Annotated in this window: 15 protein-coding genes; 9 read left to right on the forward strand and 6 right to left on the reverse strand. The window is 66.4% G+C overall.

The window, feature by feature from the left end; genetic code table 11:
- The first annotated feature begins 279 nt into the window (after positions 1-279).
- The gene (locus G3T14_RS06250; protein ID WP_163641125.1) at positions 280-1,041 is read left to right on the forward strand and encodes a DUF2076 domain-containing protein; all 762 of its coding nucleotides are present in this window, start codon (positions 280-282) and stop codon (positions 1,039-1,041) included.
- A gap of 58 nt (positions 1,042-1,099) precedes the next feature.
- Here the strand turns inward: G3T14_RS06250 and G3T14_RS06255 are convergent, their stop codons facing one another.
- The gene (locus G3T14_RS06255) at positions 1,100-1,927 is read right to left on the reverse strand and encodes a L,D-transpeptidase (protein WP_163641126.1); all 828 of its coding nucleotides are present in this window, start codon (positions 1,925-1,927) and stop codon (positions 1,100-1,102) included.
- A 240-nt stretch (positions 1,928-2,167) separates the two neighbouring features.
- Between G3T14_RS06255 and G3T14_RS06260 the strand changes: the two genes are divergently transcribed.
- From G3T14_RS06260 to moaD, 4 genes are all read left to right on the forward strand, one after another.
- Complete coding sequence (locus G3T14_RS06260) at positions 2,168-2,902, forward strand: chemotaxis protein (RefSeq protein WP_163641127.1); 735 nt, start codon at positions 2,168-2,170, stop codon at positions 2,900-2,902.
- Between the two features lie 82 nt (positions 2,903-2,984).
- Positions 2,985-5,045, forward strand: coding sequence for an excinuclease ABC subunit UvrC (gene uvrC / locus G3T14_RS06265; RefSeq protein WP_163641128.1), 2,061 nt, complete (start codon positions 2,985-2,987; stop codon positions 5,043-5,045).
- Between the two features lie 58 nt (positions 5,046-5,103).
- Positions 5,104-5,703: a CDP-diacylglycerol--glycerol-3-phosphate 3-phosphatidyltransferase gene (gene pgsA, locus G3T14_RS06270; protein ID WP_163641336.1), complete on the forward strand. Its 600-nt coding sequence runs from the start codon at positions 5,104-5,106 to the stop codon at positions 5,701-5,703.
- A 14-nt stretch (positions 5,704-5,717) separates the two neighbouring features.
- Positions 5,718-5,969, forward strand: coding sequence for a molybdopterin converting factor subunit 1 (gene moaD / locus G3T14_RS06275; RefSeq protein ID WP_163641129.1), 252 nt, complete (start codon positions 5,718-5,720; stop codon positions 5,967-5,969).
- A 2-nt stretch (positions 5,970-5,971) separates the two neighbouring features.
- Here the strand turns inward: moaD and G3T14_RS06280 are convergent, their stop codons facing one another.
- Positions 5,972-6,904: a metal ABC transporter substrate-binding protein gene (locus G3T14_RS06280; protein ID WP_163641130.1), complete on the reverse strand. Its 933-nt coding sequence runs from the start codon at positions 6,902-6,904 to the stop codon at positions 5,972-5,974.
- Between the two features lie 182 nt (positions 6,905-7,086).
- Here G3T14_RS06280 and G3T14_RS06285 point away from each other — a divergent pair, with 182 nt between their 5' ends.
- From G3T14_RS06285 to G3T14_RS06295, 3 genes are all read left to right on the forward strand, one after another.
- Positions 7,087-8,868: an ABC transporter transmembrane domain-containing protein gene (locus G3T14_RS06285; protein WP_163641137.1), complete on the forward strand. Its 1,782-nt coding sequence runs from the start codon at positions 7,087-7,089 to the stop codon at positions 8,866-8,868.
- Positions 8,869-8,934: 66 nt separating this feature from the next.
- On the forward strand, positions 8,935-9,972 hold the full coding sequence (locus tag G3T14_RS06290; RefSeq protein ID WP_163641139.1) for an aldose epimerase family protein: 1,038 nt from the start codon (positions 8,935-8,937) through the stop codon (positions 9,970-9,972).
- Positions 9,969-10,289: a YnfA family protein gene (locus tag G3T14_RS06295; protein WP_163641141.1), complete on the forward strand. Its 321-nt coding sequence runs from the start codon at positions 9,969-9,971 to the stop codon at positions 10,287-10,289. Before G3T14_RS06290 ends, G3T14_RS06295 begins: the two co-directional genes overlap by 4 nt.
- A 40-nt stretch (positions 10,290-10,329) precedes the next feature.
- On the opposite strand, the gene G3T14_RS06300 is transcribed toward G3T14_RS06295, so the two are convergent.
- A complete protein-coding gene (locus G3T14_RS06300; RefSeq protein ID WP_163641143.1) occupies positions 10,330-12,834 on the reverse strand; it encodes a glycogen/starch/alpha-glucan phosphorylase in 2,505 nt (834 codons plus the stop codon).
- A gap of 594 nt (positions 12,835-13,428) precedes the next feature.
- On the opposite strand from G3T14_RS06300, the gene glgA reads away from it, so the two are divergent.
- The gene (glgA, locus tag G3T14_RS06305) at positions 13,429-14,901 is read left to right on the forward strand and encodes a glycogen synthase GlgA (RefSeq protein WP_246732999.1); all 1,473 of its coding nucleotides are present in this window, start codon (positions 13,429-13,431) and stop codon (positions 14,899-14,901) included.
- 339 nt (positions 14,902-15,240) lie between these two features.
- Here glgA and glgB read toward each other — a convergent pair whose 3' ends face one another.
- The 3 genes from glgB to G3T14_RS06320 form a co-directional block, all read right to left on the reverse strand.
- Complete coding sequence (gene glgB / locus G3T14_RS06310) at positions 15,241-17,529, reverse strand: 1,4-alpha-glucan branching protein GlgB (protein ID WP_163641145.1); 2,289 nt, start codon at positions 17,527-17,529, stop codon at positions 15,241-15,243.
- Positions 17,530-20,787 carry a maltose alpha-D-glucosyltransferase gene (treS, locus tag G3T14_RS06315; protein ID WP_163641147.1) on the reverse strand — a complete coding sequence of 1,086 codons (3,258 nt, stop codon included), beginning with the start codon at positions 20,785-20,787 and terminating at the stop codon, positions 17,530-17,532.
- 172 nt (positions 20,788-20,959) lie between these two features.
- Positions 20,960-24,340, reverse strand: a complete 3,381-nt coding sequence (locus G3T14_RS06320; protein WP_163641149.1) for a maltotransferase domain-containing protein — start codon at positions 24,338-24,340, stop codon at positions 20,960-20,962.
- Positions 24,341-24,470: the final 130 nt, after the last annotated feature.

Genomic DNA, 24,470 nt, shown 5'->3' on the forward strand with positions numbered 1-24,470 from the left:
GAGTTCGCCGTCGTCCGCGCCGGCCTGAACTACAAGTTCGGCACGTACTAGGACCTGACCGGCGCCCCATACCGGGCGCCATCGGGCCAGATGTTCGAGACCACGACAACGCAGAGAGCCCGGCCGAAAGGCCGGGCTCTTTCGCGTTGAAGGCGGATCGATGCATCCGGAATGGCAGAGTTTGCGTTGAACCCCTGACAAAAGCCCGCGGCATCCCCCATCTCTGAACCGCCTGCGCGGTGACGACGCCGCCGGCTTTGCCTTAGGAGGACGACTCCCATGAACAGCGAAGAACGCGACGTCATCGGTGGCATTTTCCAGCGTCTGGAACAGGCTTCGAGCCAGCCCCGGGACGCGGATGCCGAGCGTTTCATTGCCGAGAAGCTGCGCTCCCAGCCCTACGCTCCCTACGCGATGGCGCAGCTGATCTACGTGCAGGAAGAGGCGATCAAGAGCCTCAACCAGCAACTCGAGCAGGCCCGGCAGAGTGCCCAGCCGCAGCAGGGCGGTTCCGGCGGCGGCGGTTTCCTGTCGAGCATCTTCGGCGGTGGATCGCGGCCCGAGCCGCAGCGACCGGCCGGTCAGCCCTGGGGCAATCAGGGCGGTCAGCAGCCGGGATACGGGCAGCAACAGCCGGGATACGGCCAGCAGCAGCAACCCGGCTACGGACAGCAGCAGGGCTTCGGCGCACCGCAGCAGGGCGGTCCATGGGCTGGACAGCAGGCGGCGCCGGCACGCGGCGGCGGCTTTCTCGCGACGGCTCTGCCGATGGCCGCCGGTGCGGCGGGTGGTATGCTGCTCGGCAGTGCCCTGTCGAACGCCTTCGCCGGCGGTCACTCCTCGTTGGGGAGCTCGGCAGCGGCGGGGCTCGGCGGCGGATCGGTGACCGAGAACAACTTCTTCGGGTCGGATAGCAGCAACCAGGATCTCGGTTCGGCCCTCGGCGGCGGAAGCGACCTTCAGGGTGCGTCGTTCGACAACGATCCCGGTGAGGATTTCGGCGGCGACCTCGGTGGCGGCGGAGACGACGACTGGGTCTGAGAATCATCGCCCGGCGTCGTTCGACACGACGCCGGGCGGACGTTCTAAGCGGGCGCGGTCAGAGAACCTCGACGCGAGTCCCCACCGGCGTGCGCTCGTAGAGGTCGATGACGTCCTCGTTCATCATGCGGATGCAGCCGGACGAGACGTTCTGGCCGATCGTATGCGGCTCGTTGGTGCCGTGAATCCGGTAGAGTGACGAGCCGAGATAGAGAGCCCGAGCGCCGAGCGGATTGCCCGGCCCGCCCGACATATGCCGCGGCAGGTCGGGCCGCCGCAGGATCATCTCCGACGGCGGTGTCCAATCCGGCCATTCGCGCTTCTGGCTGATGGTCTTGAGGCCAGACCATGCGAAGCCGGGGCGGCCGACGCCGATACCGTAGCGGATCGCCCGGCCGCCGGGCTGAACCAGATAGAGAAACTTCGACGGGGTATCGACCACGATGGTGCCGGGACGCTGGCTTCCTTCGAAGGCGACGACCTGGCGGCTATAGCGTGGATCGGGCGCACGGGCGATCGCTTCCACCGGGCGGTCCTGAAGCGGCTCGCGAGACAGTGCCGCCTGACGCATCGGCGCTTGGGCAGGCACCGTGTAGCTCGGTTCCGGAACGCGATCTCCGGACGACAGCATGCGCTCTCCGACAAATCCGTAGGCCGCTCTCTGGTGTCGCGGCGCACCCGCATCCATCAGCGGATCGCCCGTCCGTACAGACTCCTGACGCCGTACCGGGGCGGGTTGGCTCGCGCCATTGACGAGCAACTCGAGGAAACCGCCGCCATAGGCGCCCGGGCGGGCATAATCGCTCGATCCGGACTGAGCCTGCGCAACACCTCCGGTTACTGTAACGGCAAGGCAGGCGACGGCGACACACCACTCGACACGCATGATCCCTCAATCCCCTCAGGGCGGCCCGATGGTCCGCATGGGAACGAAGGATCGGCGCTGATGGCGCGATTTCGGTGAAAGAACGTGGTGAATCGTTCAGGAAACCGAATACGGCGGCGGCAACGCGGATTCATCGTGAACGGCCCGTAAAGGTTGCCGAGCGGTTTCAATGTTCAAGAAATGGCAACCTGTTTGATGGATGTTCGGAACGTGACCTCCTCAGCCGGCTGATTCTGACCGATGACCATCAAACGTTACCGCATCGAAGACAGCCTCGGCCTTGCAGTCAATGCGCCGCCCGTCGCGGAAGCGGCCAACGTGGAGTCGGCCAACCTCAACAGCGCCAAGCTCGACGAGATCATGAGCGCGATCCAGAATCTCCAGCGCGTCACCCAGAGCAGCACGGTGGAAACCATCGATGCCTGCCGGCGCGAGCTGAGCGAAGCCTTCGCCATGCGGTCGGAACTCGACATCATGAAGGAGGCGATCACCCGCACGAAGCAGGAGATCGCCACGCTCTACCGCTCCGAGAATACCGGCAAGGGGATGCGCCGGGTGGCGGGTGAGCTCGATGCCGTGGTCGATTCCACCGAACAAGCGACCAGCACGATCCTGGGTGCCATCGAGGAGATCGAAACCAACGCGAGCATGCTGCGCGCCATGACCACCACCATGGCCGGACGCGAGAATATCGATGCGATCCTCGAGCGGGTCGTCGTCGCCTTCGAGGCGTGCAACTTCCAGGATCTCACCGGCCAGCGCATCAACAAGATCGTCGGCGTGCTGAAATTCATCGAGGAGCACCTCGACCGGATGATCGACGCGTGGGGCGGCCTCGACACCTTCAGCGAGATGCTCGGCGTCAACGCCGGCAAGATCGACGTCGACGACGAAAGCTCGCTGCTCAACGGGCCGCGACTCGGCGACGACCCCGGCCATGTCGACCAGGGCGATATCGACGCCTTGTTCGATTAAGCGGGCGCGGCCACGGTCGCGGTGCAGTCTCCGTTCCTAACCCCCCCTTCCCTCGCTAATGCCCGCGGCTTAAGTCAGCGGCATGAGCCGCGACACCGCGAAAGCCCCTCCCCCGAAAGAGCCGTCCCGGAAAGATCTGCCTCCGGACGGCTTCGACGAGAGCGAAGACGACGAGGGCGCTCTCGAGGTCTCGGCCGCGGACGATGCCCCGGAGATCGACTTCGATTTCGAGGATGGCGCAGTCAAGGCCGGCACCGAGATCATCCGGCGGTTCTGGACCACCCTGCCGACCTCGCCGGGCGTCTACCGGATGTTCGACGACAAGGGCGACGTGCTCTACGTCGGCAAAGCCAAGAACCTGAAGGCGCGCGTCGGTTCCTATGCGCGCGGGCAGGCGCATTCCAACCGTATCGCCCGGATGATCTCGCAGACGGCGGCGATGGAATTCGTCACCACCGCCACCGAGACCGAGGCGCTGCTGCTGGAAGCCAACCTCATCAAGCAGTTGAAGCCGCGCTTCAACGTGCTGATGCGGGACGACAAGTCGTTCCCCTACATTCTGGTCACGGGGGATTCGGAAGCACCGCAGATCATCAAGCATCGCGGTGCACGCCGCCGCAAGGGCAGCTATTACGGTCCGTTCGCCAGCGTGTGGGCGGTGAATCGCACGGTGAATGCACTCCAGCGCGCGTTCCTGCTGCGCACCTGCACCGACAGCTACTACGAGAACCGCACCCGGCCGTGCCTCTTGTACCAGATCAAGCGCTGTGCCGGCCCCTGCACCGGCGAGATCGACCTCGGCGAATATCAGGCCCTGGCGGAGAACGCGAAAAACTTCCTCTCGGGTAAATCGAATGCGGTGAAGGACCGCATGCGCGACGAGATGCAGGACGCGTCGGAAAAGCTCGAATTCGAGCGCGCGGCGCGATACCGCGATCGGATCGCCGCGCTCTCGGCGATCCAGGGAACGCAAGGGGTGAACACCCAGGGCGTCGAGGAGGCCGACGTCTTCGCGCTCGACGAGCAGGCCGGGCAGTTCTGTATCGAGGTGTTCTTCTTTCGCAACTTCCAGAACTGGGGCAACCGCGCCTATTTCCCGAAGGCCGACCGGTCGATGACGCCGGACGAGGTGCTGGCCTCCTTCATGGGCCAGTTCTACGACGACAAGCCGGCCCCGCGCCTAGTTCTTGTGTCGCACGTCATTGAGGATGCCGAACTCCTCGCCGCCGCTCTGTCGAGCCGTACGGAGTACCGCGTCGACATCCACCAGCCCCAGCGCGGAGAGCGCAAGAACCTCGTGGACTACGCCCAGCGCAACGCCAAGGAGGCCCTCGGGCGCCGGCTGGCCGACACCGCCTCGCAGGGCAAGCTGCTGGTGGCGCTCGGACAATCCTTTGGACTCGGTGCCACCCCGCGGCGGATCGAGGTCTATGACAACTCGCACATCATGGGCACGAACGCGGTGGGCGGGATGATCGTCGCCGGGCCGACCGGGTTCGCCAAAACGCATTACCGCACCTTCAACATCAAGTCGGAAGAACTGACGCCGGGTGACGATTACGGGATGATGCGCGAGGTGCTGCAGCGCCGGTTCAAGCGGCTGGTGAAGGAAAACCCACGCGATACGACCGAGCCCGCAGCGGCGCTCGGCGACGCCTCCGAACCGGTCCCTGAAAGCGACACGCTCCCGGCCTGGCCCGACCTCGTGCTGATCGACGGCGGCAAGGGTCAGTTGGACGCGGCGCGCACCGCGTTGGAAGAGATCGGAGTCATCGACGTGGCTTTGGTGGGAATCGCCAAGGGCCGCGACCGCGATGCCGGTCGCGAGACCTTCTTCGTGCCGGGTCGGCCACCGTTCAAGCTGCCGCCGCGCGACCCGACCCTGTATTTCGTCCAGCGCCTGCGTGACGAGGCGCATCGCTTCGCCATCGGCACCCACCGGGCCAAGCGCAAGCGCGAGATGATCAGCAACCCGCTCGACGAGATCGCCGGGATCGGACCAAGCCGCAAGCGGGCGCTCCTGCACCATTTCGGCACCGTCAAGGCGATCCAGCGCGCGGCGTTCGAGGATCTCGCCAAGACGCCGGGGGTCAATGCGGCCACCGCGCGGGCGGTCTACGACTTCTTCCATACCAATGCGTGAGGAGATCACGGTGCAGGAGCGGTTGACCCCCGACCCGGTGCATGGTTTCACCGCGCCGATGAATCCGGTCCTCACCCGACGCCGCTCGCCGGCCTGGACGCTGGCGAACTGCCTGACCTACGGGCGGCTCGTGGCAGTGCCGGTCGTCGTCGGCCTACTGTTCTGGCCCACCGAGCACACGGCGCGCTTCGCGGCGCTGGGAATCTACATCGCGGCAGCGATCACCGACTATCTTGATGGCTATGTGGCGCGCACCTACGACCAGAGCTCGGCGCTCGGGCGGATGCTCGATCCCATCGCCGACAAGCTGCTGGTGGCCGCCTGCCTACTGATGTTGGCGGCCGACAACACCATCCACAGCTGGAGCCTCTGGGCCGCCATCGTGATCCTGTGCCGAGAAATCCTGGTCTCGGGCCTGCGTGAATATCTCGCCGAGCTGAAAGTCGGCGTGCCGGTGAGTAAGGTCGCCAAGTGGAAGACGACGCTGCAGCTCGTGGCGATCGGATTTCTCGTGGCCGGCCCTGCCGGGGAGACCATCCTGCCCGGTACGATCTGGACCGGAACCGTTCTGCTGTGGATCGCTGCCGCGCTGACGCTCTATACCGGCTGGGACTACATGCGCGCCGGGATCAAGCACGTCATCGACGATCCCCGCTGACAGGACCACGCGCGATGAAGCTCGTCTATTTCGCGTGGGTGCGCGAGCGGGTCGGCAAGGCCGAGGAAATCGTCGACCTGCCGCCCGGCGTCACCACGGTCACTGATCTGGTCGAATGGCTCAAGGGCCGGGGCGAGGAATACGCCTACGCCTTCGAGACCAATGGTGTGGTCCGGGCCGCCATCGACAAGGTCCACGCCAAACCGGACGCCGCCATTGCGGGTGCGTCCGAGATCGCGTTCTTCCCGCCGATGACCGGCGGCTGAGCTTAGCGCTTGTTCAGCGCGGTTTTGAACGCTGCGAGATTGTTACGCATCATCGCGAGGTAGGTCGGCGCCGGGCCGTCCGGTGCCGACAGGGCATCCGAATAGACCTTGCCACCGATCACCGCACCGCTCTCGCGGGCGATCTGCTGCATCAGGCGCGGATCGGCGATGTTCTCCAGGAAGACGGCCGGGATCTTGTCGCGCCGGATCTGGCGGATGATCCTGGCGACGTCGCGCGGGCTCGCCTCGCTGTCCGTGGAGACGCCCTGCGGGGCGATGAAGGTGAGCCCGTAGGCAGCGCTGAAGTACCCGAAGGCATCGTGCGTGGTGATGATCCGGCGGTGCTCGGGCGGGATGCCGGCGATGGCCGCGCGGACTTCGCCGTCGAGGGCGTCGAGCTTGGAGAGATAGGCCGCCGCATTGGCGGCATAGGTCGCCGCCCCTTCGGGATCGACCTTCGCCAGGCCGTCGCGGATGTTGCCGACATAGATCTTGGTGTTGGCGATGCTCTGCCAGGCATGCGGATCGGAATGGTGACCGTGGCCGGCTGGCTCGTCGTGCGTGTGAGCATCGCCTTCCTCCTCGATCGGCTTGACGCCGCTGGACGCCACCACAAGCGGCGCCTTGGCGCCGGAGGCCTGGATCAGCCGGTCGATCCAGCCTTCGAGGCCGAGGCCGTTGACCACCACGAGGTCGGCCGCCGCGAGGGTGCGGGCGTCGCTCGGAGCCGGGGTGTAGCCATGCGCGTCGGCATCGGGACGGACGAGACCCGTCACCGCGACCCGGTCGCCACCGACCTGGGCGACGAGATCGCCGAGGATCGAGAAGCTGGCCACCACCCGCACCGGTACCTGTGCGGCGAGCGCAGGGACCAGCCCCAGCAGCACCAGCACGCCCGCCCCGATGGCCTTCTTCACAAATCGCCCGCACGGCATCCGCCTGTCTCCCATTCGTCCCGCCGGAATGCCAGTAATGTAACATTATCACATTTCCAAGCCCGTAGCCGCTTCGTGGTCCGGAGGCTTTCGCTTGATCTCGAACGAGACCGGTCGCAAACACCGCCAACAGGCGCCGCGACTAGCGAACCCCAGCGGCGCGGGACAACGAACGGATCAGCATGGCGCGTCGGCCGCTTCTGAGGGGCGAGACCCTTCCCCTCCTCGGCCGCGTGTGGCGCGATTGGCTGTCTCCTCACCGGGCGACCCTCGCGGTGGTGCTGGTGCTCATCGCCATCGTCGGCGCGGCCACTGGGTTCTACCCCGCCCTGATCAAGGGCGCCTTCGACGCCTTCGATAACAAGAACAGCGCGGCCCTCGCCTACGGACCGCTCATCGTCATCGCCATCACGTCGATCCGGGGCTTTGCGCTGTTCGGGCAGACGGTCCTGACCAACCGTGTGGTGACGCGGGTCGAGGCGGACATGCAGGCCGCGCTCTACGCCCACCTGATCGATTCCGATCTCGCTCAGCTCGGCCGCGAGAGCCCGGCGGCGTTCACCCAGCGTTTCACCACGGACTTCGCCTTCATCAAGGAAGCGCTCACCCGCATCTCGACCGTGCTCCTGCGTGACATCGCCATGCTGATCGCCCTGGTGGCGGCTCTGGTCTGGATGGACCCGCTGCTGACCCTGGTCGCCGGAGTGACGGTGCCGTTCGTCGCCGGCCCGATCGGGCGCGTCGGCAAGAAGCTGCGCCGCGTCTCGACGACGACGCAGGAGCAGATGGGTGCCACCGCCAGCCTGATCACCGAGAGCCTGCAAGGCGCGCGCGTCGCCAAGACCTACGCCCTGGAGGGCTACCTGAAAGGCCGCGCCGCCGACGCCTTCGACAAAGTGCGTCGCCTCAAGATGAAGGCGGCCAATGCCCGCGGCCGCCTCGACCCGCTGCTCGAGATCGGCGGCGGATTCGCGGTGGCGGCGGTGCTGGTGCTCGTCGGTCAAAGGGTGATGTCGGGAGAGCGCACGGTGGGCGATTTCACCGGCTACGTCGCGGCGCTCCTCCTGGCGGCCCAGCCGGCCAGGGCGCTCGGCACCCTCAACGCCATCCTGCAGGAAGCCGGTGCGGCCCTGCAGCGCTACTTCACCCTGATGGACGAGCCGCCGCTGATCCGGCAGGCCGCCGACGCATCGCCGCTCCGTGTCGTAGGCGGAGCGATCCGCTTCGACGACGTACGCTTCCGCTACCGCGACGATGCGCCGGCTCTGGAGGGCATCGATCTCACGGTTCCGGCCGGCGCCACCGTGGCCCTCGTCGGCCGCTCGGGCTCGGGAAAATCCTCGCTCCTCAACCTCGTGCCGCGGCTCTACGACGTCACGCATGGCCGCGTGACCATCGACGGACAGGACATCCGCGCGGTCACGATTCCGTCCCTGCGCGCGGCGGTGGCGGTGGTCTCGCAGGACGTTGTGCTGTTCGACGACACGGTCTCCGCCAATATCGGCTTCGGCCGCCCCGGCGCGAGCCAGGCTGAGATCGAAGCGGCGGCGGAGGCAGCCGCCGCGCACGGCTTCATCAGCCGATTGCCGGAGGGCTATGCGTTCCGCGTCGGCCCATCGGGGGGACGCCTATCGGGAGGTGAACGTCAGCGCATCTCGCTCGCCCGCGCCTTCTTGAAGGACGCGCCGATCCTGCTCCTCGACGAGGCGACGAGCGCGCTCGATTCCGAATCCGAGCGGCTGGTCCAGGCCGCCCTGCTGCGGCTGATGAAAGGGCGCACCACCCTGGTGATCGCCCACCGCCTGTCGACGGTGCGCGATGCCGACCTCATCGTCGTCATGGATGCGGGCCGCGTGATCGAGACCGGCACCCACGACGCCCTGATCGCGCACGGTGGCGGTTATGCCCGCCTCCACCGGATGCAACTCTCCGGCGACGCGGCCGAGCTGTCGCTCACGCCCTAGGGCGAGAGCGGACCACCCGGCCCGCTCGCGCGTTGAGCGCGACAGTCTCGAACGAACGGGCACGCGATGGCACCGGAATCCTTTGGCCGGACAGGCGGTGGCGAGACCGTCACGCGCTACACCCTCCGCAGCGCGCACCTCTTGGTCCAGATCCTCGATTACGGCGGGATCGTCGCGCGGATCGATGCACCCGATCGCACCGGCTCCCGTGCCAATGTCGTGCTCGGGGCCAGAGACCTCGCGGGATACGCGGCGAGCGATGCGCATTTCGGCGCGATCATCGGCCGGTACGCCAACCGGATCGGCCAGGGCCGGTTTGCCCTCGACGGGCATGTCTACCAGCTCTCGCAGAACGAGGGCCGCAACAGCATGCATGGGGGCGCACGCGGTTTCGACCGGCATGTCTGGCGCGTCGAGGCCGCGGAGGATAGCCGACTCGTCCTCACCCTTCGGTCTCCGGATGGCGAGCAGGGCTTTCCCGGCACGCTCGACCTGCGCGTCACCTACAGCCTCGACGACGATACGCTGGTGATCGACTATGCTGCCCGGACCGACGCGCCGACGATCCTCAACCTCACCAATCACAGCTACTTCAACCTCGCGGGCGAGGGAACCGGTAGCGTGCTCGACCACCGGGTCGAGATCGACGCGGATTCCGTGCTGGTGGTGGACGAGACCCAGGTCCCTACCGGAACGCTACTCGATGTCACCGACACGCCCTTCGATTTCCGGAACCCGACGGCTCTCGGCGCGCGCATCCGCAGCCCCGACGGCCAGCTCGCTTTGGCGCATGGCTACGACCACACCTACGTCTTGCGTTCGGGCGATGGCCTGAAGCGGGTGGCACGCGCCACCGATCCGTCGAGTGGGCGGAGCCTGGAGATCGCGACGACGCAGCCCGGTCTGCAACTCTACACGGCCAACATGCTCGATGGCACCGTGACGGGATCGGGCGGCGGCCTCTATCGCTCCGGCGATGCGGTCTGTTTCGAGGCCCAGGGCTTCCCCGACGCGCCCAACCACCCGCATTTCCCTTCCACCGTGCTCCGGCCCGGGGAGGATTTCGCGGCGCGGACCACCTATCGCTTCACGGTCGCCCCATGACCTTTGTGATCTTCGCGGCAGCGTCCCTCGCGGAGATCGCCGGGTGCTTCGCGTTCTGGGCGTGGCTGCGGCTCGGCCGATCGGCGTGGTGGCTGCTGCCGGGCGGCGTATCGCTCGCCCTGTTCGCGTATCTGCTGACGCGCGTCGACAGCGAAGCGGCCGGGCGTACCTATGCGGCCTATGGCGGACTCTACATCGTCGCGTCGCTGCTCTGGCTCTGGCTGGTCGAGAACCAGCGCCCCGACCGATTCGACGTGGCGGGGGCTACCCTCTGTCTCGCCGGCGCGGGCGTTATCCTGTTCGGGCCACGCACCTGAAAAGGCCGGCGCCCGATGCGCCGGTCCGTTCCTGGGAAGATCAGTCGAGACGGACCCGCCAGATCTCATCGGCGTATTCGCGCATGGTGCGGTCGGACGAGAACCACGCCATGCGCGCGGTGTTCAGGATCGCCTTGCGCCACCACGCCTTCGGGTCCTTCCAGGCGGCGTCGACCGCGCGCTGCGCCCGCCAGTAATCGTCGAAATCGACGGTGAGCAGGTAGCGGTCGTTGTGGCGCAGGTCGTCGACGATGGGCCGGAAGCGGGCGCGGTCGTCCGGCGAGAAGCCGCCCGAGCCGATGAAATCCAGCGCCGCGGCCAGGCGCGGCGAAGCGGCGATGGCCTTGGCCGGATAGTTCGTCTCGGCCATACGCGCCTGCACCCCGGCCGCATCGAGGCCGAAGATGAAGATGTTGTCGGCGCCGACATGGTCGCGGATCTCGATGTTGGCACCATCGAGCGTACCGATGGTCAGCGCGCCGTTGAGTGCCAGCTTCATGTTGCCGGTACCGGACGCCTCCATGCCGGCGGTGGAAATCTGCTCGGAGAGATCGGCGGCCGGGATCATCGCCTCGGCCAGACTCACCGAGTAGTTCGGCAGGAACACCACCTTGAGCCGGCCAGCCACGTCGGAATCGTCGTTGACGAGCTTGGCGACGTCGCAGGCGAGCTTGATGATGAGCTTGGCCTGGACGTAGCTCGGCGCAGCCTTGCCACCGAAGATCTTGACGCGCGGGGTCCAGTCCCTGTGCGGCTCGGCCTTGATCGCCTGATACAGCGCCACCGTCTCGATGACGTTGAGGAGCTGGCGCTTGTACTCGTGGATGCGCTTGATCTGAACGTCGAACAGGGCAGCGGGATCGATGACGATGCCGGTGCGCTCGGCGACCACCTTGGCGAACGTCTCCTTGCGGGCGTGCCGCATGGCGGCATAGCGGCGCTGGAAGTCGGCATCCTCGGCGTGATCGGCAAGGCCGAGCAGCGCTTCCGGCTCGTCGAGCACGCGCGCGCCGACCATCTCAACCGCGAGCTTGGTGAGTTCCGGGTTGGCGTTGTGCAGCCAGCGCCGGAAGGTGATGCCGTTGGTCTTGTTGACGATCTTGTCGGTGTCGAGGGCGTGCAGATCCTTGAACACCGTCGAGCGCATCAGGTCGGTGTGCAGCGCCGAGACACCGTTGACGCGGCGGGCGCCGAGGAAGGCGAGGTGGCCCATCCGCACGCGCCGGCCGTGGGTCTCGTCGATCAACGAAACCGAAGCGAGTTGCGCCGCATCCGCCCGGCCATGGCGCCCCTGCTCCTCGAGATGCATCCAGTTGATCAGGTAGATGATCTGCATGTGGCGCGGCAGCACCCGCTCCATCAGGCCCACCGGCCACGTCTCCAGCGCCTCGGGCAGCAGGGTATGGTTGGTGTAGCTGAGGGTGTTGGTGGTGACGTGCCAGGCATCCTCCCAGGTGAAGCCGTGGTCTTCGAGCAGGATGCGCATCAGCTCGGGGACGGCAATGGCCGGATGGGTGTCGTTGAGCTGGATCGCGGCGTGATCGGCCAGCGTGCGCAGGTCGCCGCGCTCGGCCATGTGCCGGCGGACGAGATCCTGCAGCGACGCCGAGGTGAAGAAGTATTCCTGGCGCAGGCGCAATTCCTGGCCGGCATCGGAGGAATCACTCGGGTAGAGCACGCGCGAGATCGCCTCGACGCGGGCCCGGTCGGCCACCGCGCCGACATGGTCGCCGCCGTTGAAGCGAGCGAGTTCGACGGGCGATTCCGCCTCCGCCTTCCACAGGCGCAGGGTGTTCACATGGCGCCCGCGCCATCCCACTACCGGCACGTCGTGCGCCACCGCCTTGACGGTCTCGGCCGGGTGCCAGTGGCGACGGATCACCCCCTCGCTCACCGACGACATGGTGACGGAGCCGCCAAAACCGATGGTGTAGGTCGCCTCCGGGCGCACGAACTCCCAGGGGTTGCCCTCGGCGAGCCAGGTCTCAGGGGCCTCCTTCTGCCAGCCATCCTCCAGGGACTGCCGGAACAGGCCGTGATCGTAGCGGATGCCGTAGCCGATGGCCGGGATCGAAAGGCTCGCCATGCTGTCCATGAAGCAGGCGGCCAGGCGCCCGAGGCCGCCATTGCCGAGCGCCGCGTCGGGCTCGGCACCCTCCACCGTGTCGAGGTCGACGCCGAGCTCCTTCAAGGCGGCGCGGGTGGTCTCGACGAGGCCGAGATTGTTCATGGCGTCGGAGAGGAGACGGCCGATGAGAAATTCGAGGGAGAGGTAGTAGACGCGCTTGTTCGGCACGGCGTCGCCGGCCTCCATGCAGGCGTCGACGATCCGATCACGCAAGGCGAGCGCAGTAGCGGCGAACCAGTCGCGCTCGCGCGCGGAGGCCGGCGTCTTGCCCACCACATAGGCGAGCTTGGCGAGGATCGCTTCGCGCAGATCGGTCACCGCATGCCCCGACGCGGCCTTGTGCGGCAGGCTCGGAACGCCGTTGGCCCGCTTCGCGCCACCGTTCGCTGTGGCATCCTCGGCGGGATCGCGTTTCATCAGAATCTCGTTCAACACGTCTGAAATCCCCCTCCTGACCGGGACATCGCGTCAGGTCAGCCCTGGGGGCCGTCCCTGTGCGCGTCTGCCGACTCCGGTCCGTTTCGCGACGGCGTCGCCAACGTCCTGCGTGCGGTCCCATATCCATCGAGACGCGGCGGCGACCTCGGGCCCTGCAATCCCCGTCGGTTCGGTCCGTGATCGAACCGACTTCAGGATACGCGCGCCCTTGCCGTCATCCCCCGTATCGAGGCCATCTCGCCGCGATCACCGCGCTTCGACACGATCTTAGCCGCGTTCGCAGCACGAACCTTCCACGCAATCCGCACAGCATTGAGACGGGATAACGTTGAAGTTTCACTGAACGCGGCGAAATAGCGTCCGATATCCCGGCAAAAAACGCGCGACGACGCCCAGCGTCAGTAAAAATTAAGGATGAACATGGCCTGAATTGTGCGATGCAGCGGAACCGTTCAACAGGGTGGGGCGCTCACGATGCCGACGTCGGTCATGAGCCTGCCCGCCGAGTTTTCCACCACCGCCCGACGCGGGGATGATGTGATGAGCTTGCTGGAGCGCACTGCTTCCTTCGACATGCAGGGCAGCCTGAGGCCCCGTTCGCAGCTTCAGCCCCGCATCCTGTTCGCGACGCCGGAAATGTCCGATTTCGTAAAGACCGGCGGGCTCGGCGAAGTCGCCGGGTCGTTACCGCGTGCACTGCGGCGGCACTACGACGTCCGCGTCCTGATTCCGGGCTATCGTCAGGTGGTCGACCGGTTCGACCATATCCCGGTGGTCGCACACCTGCCTGGTCATGCCGGCATCCCGCCATGCGATCTCGGGCTGATCGAAACCGGTGACGGCCTTCAGGTCTATATCATCCTCAACGCCGAACTGTATCAGCGCGATGGTACGCCCTACGGCGATGCGCAGGGCGACTTCCACGACAACGATCTTCGTTTCGCCCGTCTGAGCCTCGCCGCCGCCGAGATCGCGCGCGGCATCGATCCGTCCTGGGCCGCCGACCTGCTGCACCTGAACGATTGGCAGGCCGCCCTGGCGCCGGCCTATCTCGCCTGGTCGGGCGTGCGGGTACCGAGCATTCTCACGGTCCACAACCTCGCCTACCAGGGGCTGTTCCCGCGCGATTCGCTCGGACGTCTCGGTGTGCCCGACACCGCGTTCCAGATGGACGGCGTCGAATTCTACGACCAGATCTCCTTCCTCAAGGCCGGCATCTTCTACGCCTCGCAGGTCACCACGGTGAGCGAGACCTATGCCCGCGAGATCATGACGCCGGAAGCCGGCTGCGGGCTCGATGGCTTGCTACGCACCCGCTCCGCGCAGGGGCGGCTCGCGGGAATCCTCAACGGGATCGACGAGAGCTGGGACCCGCGAACCGACCCACACCTCGCCACGCGGTTCGAGGCCGATGACTGGAAGGGCAAGCGCGCCAATGCCGAGACGGTGCGGCGCCAGTTCGGCCTCGCCGTATCGCGCGGGCCGCTCTTCGCCATCGTCTCACGCCTCGTGCACCAGAAGGGGATCGACCTCAGCATCGCCGCGGCCGAGGCCATCGTGGCCGAGGGCGGCCAGCTCGTGGTGATCGGACAGGGCGAGACCCGGTTCGAGGGTGCCCTGCGCGAGCTCGCCCGCCGCCACCCGGCTTCGGTCGGCGTCCATGTCGGTTTCGAGGAGAAGGACGCCCGTCGGATGTTCGCCGGCAGCGACTTCCTGCTGATGCCGTCGCGTTTCGAGCCATGCGGCTTGGCGCAGATGTATGCGCAGCGCTTCGGCTCCCTGCCGATCGTGCACCGCACCGGCGGCCTGGCCGACACCGTGGAGGACGGCGTGACCGGCTTCACCTTTGGCGAAGCCTCCTCGCGCGGGTTCGGCGGCGCCATCCGGCGCGCCTTCGACACGTTCGGCCAGAAGAAGCGCCTCAACGCGATGCGCCGCACCGCCATGTCGCGCTCGTTCGGCTGGGACAATGCGGCGATGAATTATTCGGCACTCTATGCCCGCGCCTTCGGCAACGGACACGCTCTGCGGGCACGCGCCGCTTAACGCTGCTCTACGGATCGCGACGGTAGCTGCGGCTAAAATCCACGATGACGGATGCCCATCGCCCGTGGCGATTCCGGGTAGACTTGCGAACGCCGGGAAAACGGGCCGCCTGATGCTGTTCGTGCATGTTCAGGCGGGGCGCCCACTGAACACCTCGTCCTGCGGCGGCGCGTCAGCGGCCTCGAAGGAGTCCTCCAGTGCGCTCTGCGATCCTTGAAGCGCATCTCACAAGGCCTTCACCCCGCTGCGGCGCCTCAGAACCAGACTATCGCTGGAAATAGACCATCCAATCGAGCGGGCCCGTCTGGGAGCGGCCTCCCAGACGGGCCCTCGGTCAGCTCATCCTTCGCGGACGAGGATCATCGTCGCGAGCGGCGGGATGGTGAGGGACAGCGAGTAGGGCTGGCCGTGACTCTCGATGGCCTCGGCGTGGACACCGCCCATGTTGCCGATGTTCGAACCGCCATAGCGCTCGGAATCCGAGTTCACCGCCTCGCGATAGAAACCCGCTTCCGGAACGCCGATGCGATAGCCGTCGCGCGGGACCGCGGTGAAGTTCGCGACGACCACGGCGACCTCGCCGGCCTCCCGGCCCTTTCGGGCCCAGGCGATGACGCTGTTGTCCTGATCGTCCGCTACCAGCCACTGGAAGCCACCGGCCTCGGTGTCGCGCGTGTGAAGCGCGGGCGTCGCCGCGTAGAGATGGTTGAGATCGCGGATCAGATCCTTGACGCCCTGGTGCATTCCGTCTTCGAGGAGATGCCAGTCGAGGCTCTGATTGTGGTTCCACTCCTTCTCCTGGCCGAACTCGCAGCCCATGAAGAGCAGCTTCTTGCCGGGATGGCCCCACATGAAGCCGTAATACGCCCTCAGATTTGCGAATTTCTGCCAGCGATCGCCCGGCATCTTGCCGAGGAGCGAGCCCTTCCCGTGCACCACCTCGTCGTGGGACAGCGGCAGGATAAAGTTCTCCGAGAAGGCGTAGAGCAGGCCGAAGGTCAGGTCGTGGTGGTGGTAGCGGCGATGGATCGTCTCCTTCGAGACGAAGTTCAGGGTGTCGTGCATCCACCCCATGTTCCACTTGAAGCCGAAACCGAGGCCGCCGGTATAGGTCGGGTGCGAAACCCCCGGCCATGAGGTCGATTCCTCGGCGACCGTCAGGGTACCCGGCGCATGCGCGTAGGTCGCCTCGTTGGTCTTGCGCAGGAAATGGATCGCGTCGAGGTTCTCGTTGCCGCCGTACTGGTTGGGGATCCACTCGCCCTGGCGACGGGAATAGTCGAGGTAGAGCATCGACGCGACGGCATCCACGCGCAGACCGTCGAGGTGGTAATGCTCCAGCCAGAAGCGGGCATTGGCTGCGAGGAAGGACGACACCTCCGTACGGCCGAAATTATAGATGTAGGTGCCCCAATCCTGGTGGAAGCCCTGGCGCGGATCGGCATGCTCGTAGAGATGCGTTCCGTCGAACTGGCCGAGGCCATGCGCGTCGAGGGGGAAGTGCCCCGGCACCCAATCCAGCATCACGCCGATACCGGCCTCATGCGCGGCATCGACGAAGGCGGCGAAGTCGTCGGGCGTGCCGAAACGGCTGGTGGGGGCGAACAGCGATACCGGCTGGTAGCCCCATGAGCCATCGAACGGGAACTCGGTGATCGGCAGCATCTCGATATGGGTGAAGCCCATATCCTTGACGTAGGGGATCAGCCGGTCGGCCAGTTCCTGATAGGTCAGGTAGCGGTTGCCCTCTTCGGCCACCCGCGCCCACGAACCGAGATGGACCTCGTAGATCGAGATCGGCACATGGCGCGGGTCCTTGGCGCCACGCCTGGCCATCCAGGCCTCATCGTGCCAAGCCGGCTCGCTGGTGCCCTGAAGAACGGAGGCCGTCTCTGGCGGCTTTTGGGCAGCAAACGCCACAGGGTCGGCCTTGAGCGGCAGGATCGTGCCGTCCGCGCCGCGTATTTCGAACTTGTAATGGGCGCCGGCGGTGAGACCGGGGACGAACAACTCCCAGATTCCGCCGCTCTGCCACAAGCGCATCGGGTGGCGACGACCATCCCAACCGTTGAAATCGCCGACGACGCTGACGCGGCGGGCGTTCGGCGCCCAGACGGCGAAACGGAAGCCCGCGATCCCGTCGACGGTGCGCGCCTGCGCCCCGAGAATGCGGTAGGTGACGTCGCTTCCGATCTCACGCAGGGCATCGATGTCGTGCTGCTGCAGCGACGAGCCGAAGCCATAGGGATCGTGGCGCGAGCGCTCGGTGCCGTCCCAGAACTCGACGGAGAGCTCATAGAGCGGGCGTCCCTCGCTCGGCACGCGGGCGACGAAGAAGCCGTCGGGGTGTTTGCGCTCGAACGGAATGCGCTTGCCGCCGACGAGCAGGTTCGCCGACTTGGCCTCGGGGAGAACCACGCGCACCTCCCAGCTTCCCGGCCCGACTTGATGCGGGCCGAGGACCGAGAACGGATCACCGTGATTTGCCGCCATGATGGCCGCGACGGCATCGGGGTGAAGGCTCACCTCCGGTGCCGTCGACCTGGCAACGGGCGGAACGTCCGTGGACCCGGAGCCTTCGGATATGCGCCCGGTCTTCCCCGCAAACGTCTCGTCGATGCCCATCATTCAAACGCCTCTCTTGATCTCATCCAGAATGGTGAGAACCCCCCGGGCCGGGATTTCGATCCAGTCGGGGCGGTTGTTGGCTTCGTAATCGACCTCGTAGAGGGCCTTCGTCAGCAACGAGAGCTTCAGAAGCCGGCTCTCGGTCTCCGCATCGGTCACGGCGGCACTGCTCACGGAGACGGCCTCGCGGTAGCCGTCGAGGAACGCCGCATCGATCATGCCGCGCCACTCGATGGATGCCCGGCGTGCCCGCTCCTCGGAATCGGCAAAGCGCACCGCGATCTCGCGGGTCACGGTCTCGGCGCCATAGGCGAACGAGCGCATCATGCCGGCGACGTCGCGCAGCGGCGTCGACTTCATCCGGCGCTCGTCGGCGGGCCGCGACGGCTCACCCTCGAAATCGACGATGATGAGATCGTCATCCGCCGCCAGCACCTGCCCGAGATGATAGTCGCCGTGGATGCGGGTCTTCATGGCCCCGATCGGTGCGCGGGCCGTGAGCGCTTCGACGGCGTCTTCGACCTCGCGGCGGCGTCCGGCGAGTTCCGTGCTCGCCACGTTGGCACTGCGCCCGGCCAGACCATCGAGCCCGCGGAAGGCACGCTCCGCCTGCCGCCGGGTGTCCTCGCCGAGCGCGATCAGGTCGTCATGGTCGAACGGCTCGGCGGCGAAGGCCGGATCGTCGGTGGGCGTCGCGAAGGCGTTGTGCATCTCGGCCGTCCGCCGTCCGAGCAGGATCGCCCAGCGCAGATGCGTCTCGAAGGCCTCGGCCGGGGTCGGAGCCTCGCTCTCGGGGGCGAGCACCACAGTGTCGAAGTCGCGGCGCAGGCCTTCCAGCATCAACGTCCAGGCATCGCCCTGGTTGGGCACGAAGTTCTGCAGCACGGCGAGTGCGGTGCGGGTCCCAGCCTCGTCGACATGCTCGAGCACGCCGAGCAGCGCCGGGGTGTTGCCGAACTTCGCCGTCTCCGTGAGGAAGCGCCCGACCTCGATCTCGGGATGGATACCGGTCTGCAGCCGCCGCAGCAGCTTCAGCATCATCTTCGAGCCGATGGCGATGGAGGTGTTGCTCTGCTCGGCGTTGAGCGCGCGCACATCGCTCGCCTCCAACGTGACATCGGGATCGAACGCCGACGTGGTCGAGAACACCAGCTTACCGCTCTCGGTGGAGATTTCGCGTCCCTCGCGCATGCCCTCGATCATCGAGATCACGAACGGAGCCGATGCGGCTGCGCCGAACAGCAGGCCGGTGCGCGGCCCGCGGCGGACGCGCGCCACCGCATGCTGCATCATCGCCTCGTCCTCGCGGCCCTCGTCGACGGCCACGGGTACGAAATAGTCCTGGCGCTCGCCGGAGGCGAGGTGGACGGCGACGCGGGGCAGCAGGAACTTGGCCTCGCCGGACGCATCCTTGAGCGCGGCGCTATCGATGACCTGAACCGACTTGATGCGCGATCCCTTGGCGGCGAACCATCGGCGGGTTGCGATGAAGCGCGGCGCCACGGTGCGCTCGAAGGCCGTGCGCTCGCGACCAGCCATCAGGGTCTCGATCCCGCCGGTGAGCACGAGCGTGAAGAGCTCCGGCGCCTCGGGCTGCGGCCCGACGGTGCCGGTATTCGCGGCACTGAGCGAGAACCAGTAGAAGCCATAGGCCGGCAGCGTCAGCAGGTAGGGCAGTTCGCCGATGGCCGGGAATTCCGAGCCGCCGGTCAATTCGATCGGCACGGCGTTGCGCAGTTCCGACAGGTCGAGTTGCACCGCCTGTGGCGCCCGCGACAGGTTGGCGACGCACAGCACCCGCTCGCCCTCGAACTCACGGATCCAGGCGAGCACCTTGCGGTTGCTCGGATACAGGAACTGCATCCCGCCCCGGCCCAGGGCCGTGGAGTTGTTGCGGATGGCGATCATGCGCCGGGTCCAGTTCAGCAGACTGGTCTGCGACTGGGTCTGCGCCTCGACGTTGATGGCGTCGAAGCCGTAGATCGGGTCCTGCACCGAGGGCAGGAACAGCTTGGCCGGGTTGGCCCGCGAGAAGCCGCCGTTGCGATCCGGGGACCATTGCATCGGTGTCCGCACGCCGTCGCGGTCGCCGAGATAGATGTTGTCGCCCATGCCGATCTCGTCGCCGTAGTAGAGCACCGGCGTACCGGGCATCGACAGGACGAGGGACTTCATCAGCTCGATTTTACGCCGATCGTTCTCCAGGAGCGGAGCCAAGCGGCGGCGGATACCGAGATTGATGCGGGCGCGGCGTTCCGCGGCGTAGAACGACCACAGGTAGTCACGCTCCTCGGCGGTGACCATTTCGAGGGTCAGCTCGTCATGGTTGCGCAGGAAGATCGCCCATTGGCAGCCCTCGGGAATCTCCGGGGTCTGACGCATGATGTCGGTGATCGGGTGCCGGTCTTCCCGGGCGATCGCCATGTACATGCGCGGCATCAGCGGGAAGTGGAACGCCATGTGGCATTCGTCGCCGTCGCCGAAATACTGCGCCGTCTCTTCCGGCCACTGGTTGGCTTCCGCCAGCAGCATGCGGTCGGGGTAGCTCGCATCGAGGGCCGCGCGGATCGCCTTGATGACCGTGTGGGTCTCCGGCAGGTTTTCGCAGTTCGTGCCGTCGCGCTCGATCAGGTAAGGGATCGCGTCAAGGCGCAGCCCGTCGACACCCATGTCGAGCCAATAGCGCATGACCTCGATCACGCCCTCGAGCACGGCCGGGTTGTCGAAGTTCAGGTCCGGCTGATGGCTGTAGAACCGGTGCCAGAAGTACTGCTTGGCGACCGGGTCCCAGGTCCAGTTCGAGGTCTCGGTGTCGAGAAAGATGATGCGCGTGTCGGCGTACGGTGTGTCGGTGTCCGACCAGACGTAGAAGTCGCGCTCCGGCGATCCGGCCGGCGCTTCGCGGGCGCGCTGGAACCAGGGGTGCTGGTCGCTGGTGTGGTTGATGACGAGTTCGGTGATCACGCGCAGGCCACGCTCGTGCGCGGCGTCCACGAACTTCCGGAACTCCTCCATCGTCCCGTAGGAGGGATTCACCTCGCGGTAGTCGCCGATATCGTAGCCATCGTCCCGCAGCGGCGAGGGATAGAACGGCATCAGCCAAATCGCCGTGACCCCTAGGTCGCGGACGTAGTCGAGCTTCTGCGTCAGGCCCTCGAAATCGCCGATCCCATCGTTGTTCGAGTCGAAGAACGACTTGACGTGGATCTGATAGATGATGGCGTCACGGTACCATTGCGGATCGCTGCGATCGATCATCGCGTCGTTGCCTCATGCGTCGGTTTCAAGGGCGTGTCCGGCGCGTCGGCTGTCATCCCCAGAGAGGGGAGAACGCGCGCGCCGTCCGTGGGTGGGGTAGGCGCCGACACTGAGGCGACACCGCGACGGTTGGCCATATCCGTCGGATTTTTTGCTGACACGCGCACGCGGTTTACGCAACCCGGCGTGGTGCCCGCAGCCGCCATACGATGGCCGAGCGTTCCGCCGGGTCGAAGGCGATGCGGTGCGATTTCCCGCGCAGCTCGAACGTGTAGCCGAGCAGCAGGTCCTCGACCTCCACGGCACCGTCATCCGGCTGGCCGACCAGCCATAGCGGCACCTCGTAGGTGCATTCCTGCCGGTTCTTCGGATCGAGATTGACCATCACGAAGATGCAATTGTCCGCCTCCGGCGTGGTCTTGGCGTAGGCGATGATCTGGTCGTTGAAGGCGCCGGTGAAGACGACGTTCCGGAAATCCCACAGGGCTGGATTGTCCTGGCGGATCCGGTTGAGCTTGATCACGTGCTCGCGGATGTTGCCGGGCCGGTCGTAGTCCCAGGCCTTCAGCTCGTACTTTTCGGAGTTGAGATACTCTTCCTTGCCGGGATACGGTGCGGCCTCGCAGAGCTCGAAACCGTTGTAGATGCCCCAGACGCTCGACAGGGTGGCGGCGAGCGTCGCGCGCACTACGAACCCGGCCCGTCCGCTGGTCTGCAGGTAGATCGGGTTGATGTCGGGCGTGTTGGCGAAGAAATTCGGGCGGTAGTATTCGCCCATCTCACCGGCCAGTTCGGTCGAATAGGCGATGAGTTCCGCCTTGGTGTCGCGCCAGGTGAAGTAGGTATAGCTCTGCTGGTAGCCGGCCTTGGCAAGCTTCTTCATCATCTTGGGCCGGGTAAAGGCCTCGGCGAGGAAGATCACGTCGGGATAGTGGCCGTTCACCTGCGCGATCATCCATTCCCAGAACGGGATCGGCTTGGTGTGCGGATTGTCGACCCGGAAGATGCGGGCGCCCAACGCCGCCCAGCCGAGAACGATGTCGCGCAGCTCGATCCACAGCGACGGCAAGGCGCCGCTGTAGAAATGGACGTTGGAGATATCCTCGTATTTCTTCGGCGGGTTCTCGGCGAACTTCAGGGTGCCGTCGGGGCGCCACTCGAACCACTCGGGGTGGTCCTTGATCCAGGGGTGATCCGGCGAGCACTGGATCGCGAAATCGAGGGCGATCTCCATGCCATAGGCGTGACTGGCGGCCACCAGCCTGCGGAAATCGTCGAGCGTGCCGAGATCGGGATGGACCGCCTCGTGGCCACCCTCCGCCGAACCCACCGCGTAGACCGAGCCGACATCGCCCGGCAGCGCCTTCAGGGTGTTGTTCTTGCCCTTGCGGTTGGTCTTTCCGATCGGATGGATCGGCGTGAAGTACAGCACGTCGAAGCCGAGTTCGCGGATCTGGGGAAGACGCGCGATCACGTCGTCGAAGGTCCCGTGGCGGTTGACGTCGCCCGATTGCGAACGCGGAAAGATCTCGTACCAAGCCGAGAACCGCGCCGCGAGCCGGTCGGCGATCACCGGGACGTTGACGGGGTAGCGCGAGAGATTCACCCGTGGCGCGTAGCGGCGCACCAAGGCTGCGGTCTCCGGTGCCAGGATCAGGTCGAGTTGCGTCGCCGAACCGGTGCCCTCGGCGGCGAGCGCCGAGACGACGGCGAGAAGCCGGTCGCGGTCGCGCCCTTCCGCGAAGTCGGCCGCGCCCTGGACGAAGGCGATCCCCTCCACGGTCTCCAACTGCACGTCGACGCCGGCGTCGCGCTTCTTCAGGGTGTCGCGCATCCAGGACGAGAACGCATCGCGCCAGGCCCGGATCGTGAACTCGTAGCGGGCGTTGTGCTCGAGCGGAAATTGGCCGCCCCAGCGGTCGTTGTCGATGAACACCATCGGATCGGAGGCCCAGGCCTCCTCGCCGACAACGCGCGACAGGATTTCCGCGTCGATGATCTCGTGGCCATCGCTGAAGATGTCGGCGGTGACGCGCACGCTCTCGCCGACCACGCGCTTGACCGGCGAGCGGCCGCCATCGAGTTCCGGCATCACCGCCTCGATCACCACGCGTCCCTCGCCGCTCGGCGTTGTCAGGGCAGGGCGACGGGCCGGCTCAACGCGTGCGGCGGCCAGAATGCGCACCTCGCCCGGCACGAGATCGAGGCTGATCCCGGGATGGAAGGCGATGGGATCGACCTCGGGCGTGCGATCCTCGAAGGCGCCGAGCATCCCGCCGGTCCGGGCCAGCAACGCACCGGCATCGACGGCGACGGAGGCCTGTGTCGGGTTGTGCAGCACTAGCGTCGCGTGGCGAGCTGAGGCGCCGTGGCCTGTATCGAAGCGAAGGAGCGCCACGAAAGCCGCGTCCGGTGCCGAGATGCGCGCTTGCGCACCCTCGACGTTGGCGGCGGAAAGTTCGACCCGCAGGGCGTTGATCGCGGCGACGTAGCCAGAGATGTCGATGCCGGTGTCGGATTCCCGCGAATCGGGCGTGGTGTCGACCACATGCAGGGCTTTCGCGTAGCCCCATTCGTAGCCGATCGGCATCAGAACGCCCGCCGAGAAGAATGCCGCGAGCGCATAGCGCGCCTTCAGGTGGCGAGCGATGGCGGCCGCATCACCATCGAGGTCCGCGGCGAGGCGGGCCATGTCGTGGTTCTCCGGGAAGGCGATGGAGGGTGCGACCACGCGCAGGCGGTCATACTGTTCCAGAGCCCATGACGCCTTGAGATCCCACCACGCGAAGCTGTTGAACAGGTAGTCGAATCCGGCGCCGGCCGTGGCCTGGGCCTCCTCGAAGGTGCAGCCCAGGGTCTCGGCGGCGAATAGGCAGTTGGGCTCGACGGCCTTGGCCGCGCCGATGAGATCGCGCCAGACCAGTGCTGGGACCTTGTAGGCCGCATCGCAGCGGAAACCGCCGACACCGAGATCCTGAAGGCGATTGATGTAGCCCGCCCAAAGCGCCGTGAGCTCATGCCGAGCGGCTTCCGAGTGATAGTCGAGTTCGGCGAGATCGCCCCAGACCGTGCGGATGCTCGGATCATCGGGGTCGACGGCGTAGGGGCTCTCGATCTCGCCATCGGCGTCGCGCAGGAACAGATCGGGCCGGTCGCGGGCCAGCGCGCCATCCTTGGCGGTGTGATTGACCACGAGGTCGGTCATCACGTTGAGGCCGAGCGCCCCGGCTGCGGCGCAGAAACGACGGATCTGTTCGTCGTCCGAGGTCCCGTCAGCGTCGCGAAAGCGCGCATCGAGCCGGTCCGTGTCGGCCACCGCATAGAGGCTGCGCGAGCCGCCGGTCTGGTGAAACGGGTTCAGGTAGACCCAATCGAATCCGAGATCGGCAATGCGCGGCAGTTCCGCGGTCCAGGCCGAGACGCGGCCCACCAAGAGCGGAAACAGATTGTAGATACGCGGCCCCTCGGCGCGGGGCGCGAGGGAGGCCGGAAGCGGCACCATACCGGCTTCGGTCCGCTGAGCGGCGGTCGTTGCGAGGTTCGGTGCGTTCATGAATTCTCCATTCCGTAACAATTTTTCGCAGTCTCCCTCACCCCTCTTCGCGAGCGAATGGCCCGCTCAGGCGGGTCGGGAGAGGCGCACGCTTTTTCGAACGAGGTCATCCCCTCGTCCGGTTGCGCCG

This window comes from Methylobacterium sp. BTF04 (assembly GCF_010692745.1).
Lineage (GTDB): Bacteria > Pseudomonadota > Alphaproteobacteria > Rhizobiales > Beijerinckiaceae > Methylobacterium.